The 5,471-nt window shown below is 75.1% G+C and carries 6 protein-coding genes; 2 read left to right on the top strand and 4 right to left on the bottom strand.

All coding sequences use genetic code 11. From position 1 onward, the window contains the following. The 4 genes from V6U77_RS29495 to V6U77_RS29480 all read right to left on the bottom strand — a co-directional run. The coding region (locus V6U77_RS29495; protein ID WP_442934539.1) for an ATP-binding protein at positions 1 to 2,438 on the bottom strand (2,438 nt) is incomplete at its 3' end. A gap of 207 nt (positions 2,439 to 2,645) precedes the next feature. After that, positions 2,646 to 3,047, bottom strand: coding sequence for a hypothetical protein (locus V6U77_RS29490; protein ID WP_334610017.1), 402 nt, complete (start codon positions 3,045 to 3,047; stop codon positions 2,646 to 2,648). Next, positions 3,044 to 3,304: a hypothetical protein gene (locus V6U77_RS29485; RefSeq protein ID WP_334610016.1), complete on the bottom strand. Its 261-nt coding sequence runs from the start codon at positions 3,302 to 3,304 to the stop codon at positions 3,044 to 3,046. The genes V6U77_RS29490 and V6U77_RS29485 overlap by 4 nt, the downstream gene beginning before the upstream one ends. A 16-nt stretch (positions 3,305 to 3,320) precedes the next feature. Further along, the gene (locus V6U77_RS29480; protein WP_334610015.1) at positions 3,321 to 4,019 is read right to left on the bottom strand and encodes a hypothetical protein; all 699 of its coding nucleotides are present in this window, start codon (positions 4,017 to 4,019) and stop codon (positions 3,321 to 3,323) included. A 96-nt stretch (positions 4,020 to 4,115) separates the two neighbouring features. Here V6U77_RS29480 and V6U77_RS29475 point away from each other — a divergent pair, with 96 nt between their 5' ends. Then, a complete protein-coding gene (locus V6U77_RS29475) occupies positions 4,116 to 4,265 on the top strand; it encodes a hypothetical protein (protein WP_334610014.1) in 150 nt (49 codons plus the stop codon). A gap of 131 nt (positions 4,266 to 4,396) precedes the next feature. After that, positions 4,397 to 5,290, top strand: a complete 894-nt coding sequence (locus V6U77_RS29470; protein WP_334610013.1) for a cellulose binding domain-containing protein — start codon at positions 4,397 to 4,399, stop codon at positions 5,288 to 5,290. Positions 5,291 to 5,471: the final 181 nt, after the last annotated feature.

The following is a 5,471-nucleotide window of genomic DNA, read 5'->3' as shown; positions in this document are numbered from 1 at the left end:
GCGTCGCCGGGGCGGTCCCGCCCCGTCAGCGCGTCGGCCAGCGCGGCGCGCGCCAGGACCGACCACGGGCGGGCGCCCAGCCGGTCCGCGGCGTCGCGGGCGGCGGAGAACCCGGCCACCGCGTCGTCCCAGCGTTCCTGCGCGGCGTCGACGAGGGCCAGCCAGTGGTCGACGGGGCCGCTGAGGTCGCAGCCGAACAGCGCGGACATCCACTGCCCCCGGTGCGGTCGCAGGGCCTCACGGGCCTCGGCGCAGCGCCGGGGGTCGCGGGTCGCGGCGGCGACGCCGGCGCGCAGCCGCAACCACAGCGGCGACACCGACCCCGCGTACGTCGTGCCGGTGGCCTCGATCCCGGTGGTCAGCCGGACGGCCGCCTCGACGTCGCCGCGCGCGACCGCGGTGATGCCCCGCAGCAGCTCGGGATGGGGGTAGTCGGTCGGGGACAGCCCGTCGAGCATGGCGTCGACCTCGTCGAACCGGCCCTGCAGGTGCAACCGGGACCAGCGCAGGTGCCGGCCCATGAAGGCGAAGTCGGAGTGCTCCCAGTCGCTGAGCCCGGTCAGCTCGCCGACCAGTTCGTCGGCCCGGGCGAAGTCTCCCCGGAACGCCGCGATGATGGCGGCGTCCATGGTGGCGGCGGACCGGTGCCGGACGTCGCCCTGGCGGGTGCCGGCGACGAAGGTGGTGAACTCGTCGTGATAGCGGGGGTCGCCCAGCTCCAGCAGCGCAACCCAGCGCAACGCGGTCGCCCAGAGCGCGGTCTCGCGGTCGCCACCGCGACGCGCCACGTCCCGGATCTCGGCGGTGATCGCGGCCCGGTCGCGGGCCGAACCGAGCCCCCAGGTGGTGTCGTGGCGGGCCCACAGGCTGAAGGTGAGCGCCTCGTCGTCGTGCCCGCGCCGGGCGAGGGACTCGGTGGCGGCGATGAGGTCGGTGACGAGCGTGCCGACCGGCAGCCCGCGCCCGGCCTCGCCGATCAACCGCCGGTACGCCTCCCGCAGCACGCCCTCCGCGTCGGCGAGGCGCCCGGGGCCGTCCTCGTGCCGACGGTGCACGACGAGGGCGACCCGGGCCAGCACCACCGGATCGTCGACCCCCACGGCCAGCGTGGCGGCCTCGGCGAGCAGCCGCCGGGCCTCCTCGCCGCCGCCCACGTGGTGCAGCAGTTGCCCCAGCTCGATCATGATCTTCACGCGTCGGGCCGGGTCGTCGGCGATCTCCAGCGCCCGGCGGAAGTGGACCACCGACTCGTCCACGGCCAGCCGGCGGCCCGCGTCGCGGGCCGCGGCGACCAGCAGCTCGGCGGCGCACGACGGTTCGAGGTGGGCGCCGGCGAGATGGGCGTGCCGGCCCAGGTCGGCCGGGATCAGCCGCTCGGCGAGCGCCGGCGCACGCTCGACGGCCCGGACGACGGCGGCGTGCCGGGAGCGGCGGTCGTCGTCGGGCAGCGCGTCGTAGAGGGTCTCCCGGACCAGGTCGTGGACGAAGGTGAACCGGCCGCCGCCGCGTGACACCACCAGCCGGGCGGTCACCGCCCGGTCGAGGAGCCGGTCGACGTGCGCCGCCGGGGTGCCCGCGCAGGCCGCGAGGACGGGGCGGTGGAACTCCCCGCCCAGCACGGCGGCGGCGGTGAGCGCCTCGACGACCGTCGCCGGCAACTGGGCGAGGCGGCGGCGCACCGCCTCCCGTACGCCCGGGGGGATCGCGCCGATCCGGCCGTCGGCGCGCCAGATCCGGGCGGTCTGCTCCACGAAGAACGGATTGCCGCCGGTGCGCCGGTGCACCTCGTCGAGGAGTTCGGCGTCGGGTGCCCGGCCGGCCGTGCGGGTCATCAGCGCGGCCACCTCGTCGCGGGACAGGCCGGTGAGGGTGAGCGTGGTCGCCTTCGCCACCAACGGCATCAGCAGCCGGCGCAGCGGGTGCTCGGGGGACTCGACCTCGGCGTCGCGGTAGGTGCCGATGAGCAGCAGCCGCTCGAACCAGGTGTGCTGGGCGGCGAAGCGCAGCAGCCGCATCGAGGCGGGGTCGGCCCAGTGCAGGTCGTCGAGCACAACCACGACCGGCCGGCGCTGGGACACCGCGACCAGCGCGGTGGTCACCGCGTCGTGGAGCCCGAACTCCTCCTGGTCGCCGCGGTCGTCGCCACCGGGGCGGTCGGTCGCCTCGCCGAGCAGCGCCGCGAGGCCCGGTTCGGCGGCCTCCCGGGCCAGCGCCCAGTCGTCGGCCGAACGACGCAGGCCGCGCAGCACCTGCACCCAGGGCCAGTAGCCGGGCGCGCTGTCGGAGTCCCAGCAGGCCGCGCCGAGCACCAGCGCGCCCCGCCGACGGGCCTCGTCGGCCGCCGCCGTGACCAGCGTCGTCTTGCCGATCCCGGGCTCTCCGGTGACGAGGACCAGGCCGCCGTGGCTGGCGGCCGCCCGGTCGACCTCGGCGCGCAGCAGACCCGCGGGATGCTCCCGCCCGATGACGCCCTCGTCGTACCGCGGCTCCATGACGCCCAGACCGTAGCGGAACGGTGGGACATCGCGAGCCCTTTACGCGGTGGACGCCGCGCCACGGGTGGATGCGGCGCCAGGCCGCCCGACGAGGTGCCGCGCGATCGTCCGGAGGAGGCACGACGGGTCCGCCGTCGGGCAGGCGAGGATTCAGCGGGCGTCGGTGACCACGTGGGAACAGGCGGAGCAGGCGGCGCGGCCCTGCTCGGCGTACCACCGGCAGGTCCGGCGGATCGCGCAGCGCGGCAGGTCGTCCTCCGCCGTACCGGTGGCCTCCTGGAAGGACGCCGCCACCCGCTCGCCGAGGCCGCAGTGCTCGCCCGTCCAGAAGCCGCACTTCGCCGTGACGCACGGGCCGGCCAGCCGGTAGCGGGACTCGACAGGCGTGTCCGAGCCGGCCTGGGCGAGGGCGACCTCGGCCGGGAGCGGGGGCGTCACGTAGGCGACCCGCCCCGCCGGAGTGATCATGCCGAGGAACACCGTGGCGTTGGCCGCGGGGGTGCTCGGGCACATCCGCTCCGGCGGGTCCGGCCGGTGGACGGAGTCCGTCACCGCTGCATCCAGAAGCCGATGTCGTTGATCTTCTGGCCGAGCTCCTCGGCGAACGGGCCGTCGACGACCCACATGCCGTACCACTCGGGGCGGAGCTTGAGGTTGGCGTGCCCGACGGCGAGCGGGTTGGTCAGTCTGCTGCCGGCGACGGAGAGGGCGTTGAGGCCCGCCTTCTGGATCTCGCTCGCGATCAGGCTCTGCTGTTCGGTGCTCAGGTCGACGCCGTCGACGACGAAACGGAATTCGCTGCGTGCCATGTCCTACCTCCGGTGGTCAGTACGATTCGGTCCGCAGCCCGCGCCGCAGACTCGCCCTGGTGAATGCCGCCCAGCCCGAGCGGGAGGCGGGGTCGACGGCGTGCCCGGCCCGGCTGACGTGCTCCCGCCAGTCCGTAGGGCCGGCCGTGCGCAGCCCCCACAGCTCCCGGCAGGCGGTGACCGCGAAGGCGACCTGCTCGCCCGAGCCGGTCCAGCCGGCGGGGCCGTCGGCCACCCGTGGTGCGCCGCCCGGTTCGACGCGCACCACCGGGAAGTGGTGGTGCAGGCTGGCGAGGGTGGCCAGGTGGGCGGCGTCGGACCGCCCGGCGGCGAAGGCGTCCCGCGTCTCGTCGTCGCGGGTGACCCGGATCGCGTGCAGTGTGAACGCGTCGCCGTCGGCGTCGACCCGGCCCTCGATCTCCACGGGGGTGCTCCAGACCCGGGGCGAGTTGGCCGACCAGAAGGCCAGCCAGGCGTCGAGACGCTCGTGCAGGTCCGTCTGGAAGCGGGCCGGGCCGCCGGCGAGCCGGGCGCCCGCGAGCCGGTCCCGTAGGACGAGGGGCCGGGCCCGCGCCGCTCCGCCGGCGCCTGGTGCGGCGTGGGCGGCGCCTGGTGCGGCGTGGGCGGCGCCTGGTGCGCCGAAAGTGACCGCCGAGGCCGCGGCGGCGCCGAGCAGGATCCGGCGCCGGGACAGTGAGGTGTGGGAATCGTTCATGGTCCGCCTTTCGTGGACGGCCTGTGCCACGAAACGCTATCGACCGACGTAGATCAACCGGGCCGTCGATCTATCGGTAGACCGACATGAATCCCGGTGATCGACGGCGGCACGAATCCGGCGGTTGTGCTGTCGGTCGTCGTCGCGCCCGAGATCGACCAAAAATCCGCTTCGGACCGCGACCACGACCGGTTGCCACGGGGGAGCGCGCGTGAAACGGAGGAGCCATTGATGCTCGAACGCTGATACCTGTATGGCATAAAAATACCTGTGAGGCATCGAGGCGACGGAGACCACACCACCGGCGTCGAGGTCCGACGCAGCCAGCCACGGCTAGCGATTGATAAGCGTCCATTCGTGCTCGTAACATCGCCACCATGCGTGTCCGTCGCGTCACCACCGCCGTCGTCCTCGCCGCGCTGCTGGGTCCGCTCGCGGTGGATGCCGCGCGGGCGGACGACGCCCCGGCGCTCACCACGCCCGGCAGCCCCGTCGTCGTGGTCGACCAGCCGCACCACCTCACCCTCTCCTGGACGCCCTCGACCTGGGTGGGCGAGCCGGCCGGCGAGGAGCCGATCACGTACGAGGTGCGGGCGCAGCTGGGCCCGCACGTCTACCGAAGTCTCGGCAGCACGACCGCCACCACCCTCACGCTGACCGACCTGGCGCCGGGCAGCGAGTACCGGCTCGTCGTCAACGCCCACACCCTCGGCGGCTACTCCGACCCCTCCCCCGTCACCGGTGTCCGCACGGCGTACGGGCGGGCGAAGGTCGGCTACCTCAACCTCGACTGGTCGCCGACGGACAACCAGATCCAGCACGTCCTCGAGGTCACCAACACCGGCAGCGGGCCGCTCGACCTCGCCACCGTGCGGGTGCGCTACCACCTGACCTTCGAGGGCGGCGACACCTCGCTGGTGCTCAACTGCGACTGGGCGGCGCTGGGCTGCGACCGGATCCGGCGCAGCATGACGTTCCTCCCGCCGCCCCTGCCGCCCGGCGGCCCGCCGACGCCCAGCCCGACGCCGACCCGCTACCCGCTGCCGGGCACGCCGATCCCCGGCTGGGTGGAGCTGACCTTCACCGACGGCGTCCTCGCCCCGGGCGCGTCGTCCGGGCCGATCCAGCTGCGTCACCACCGGCACGCCTGGACCGACATCGACGAGCGCGACGACCTGAGCTGGCGTGCCGCCACCGGCCGGTGGACCGACAACAGCCGGATCACGCTCGACGTCGACGGCGTGCGCGAGTTCGGCGACACGTTCGCCTGACGCCTGCGGCGGGGACTGGCGGTCGCGGCGGGGACTGGCGGCCGCAGCGGGGACTGGCGGCCCCGGCGGGGACTGGCGGCCGCAGCGGGGACTGGCGGCCGCAGCGGGGCGGTCGCGGGCACGCCGCGACCGGCAGGGGCCCGCGAGCGCCGGCCGGTGGCACCGGCCCCGGGGTCGGGGC

This window comes from Micromonospora sp. CPCC 205546 (assembly GCF_036902715.1).
Taxonomy (GTDB): domain Bacteria; phylum Actinomycetota; class Actinomycetes; order Mycobacteriales; family Micromonosporaceae; genus Micromonospora.
The sequence above is the reverse complement of the archived record's forward strand: the minus strand, read 5'-3'. Positions and strand labels throughout refer to the sequence as shown.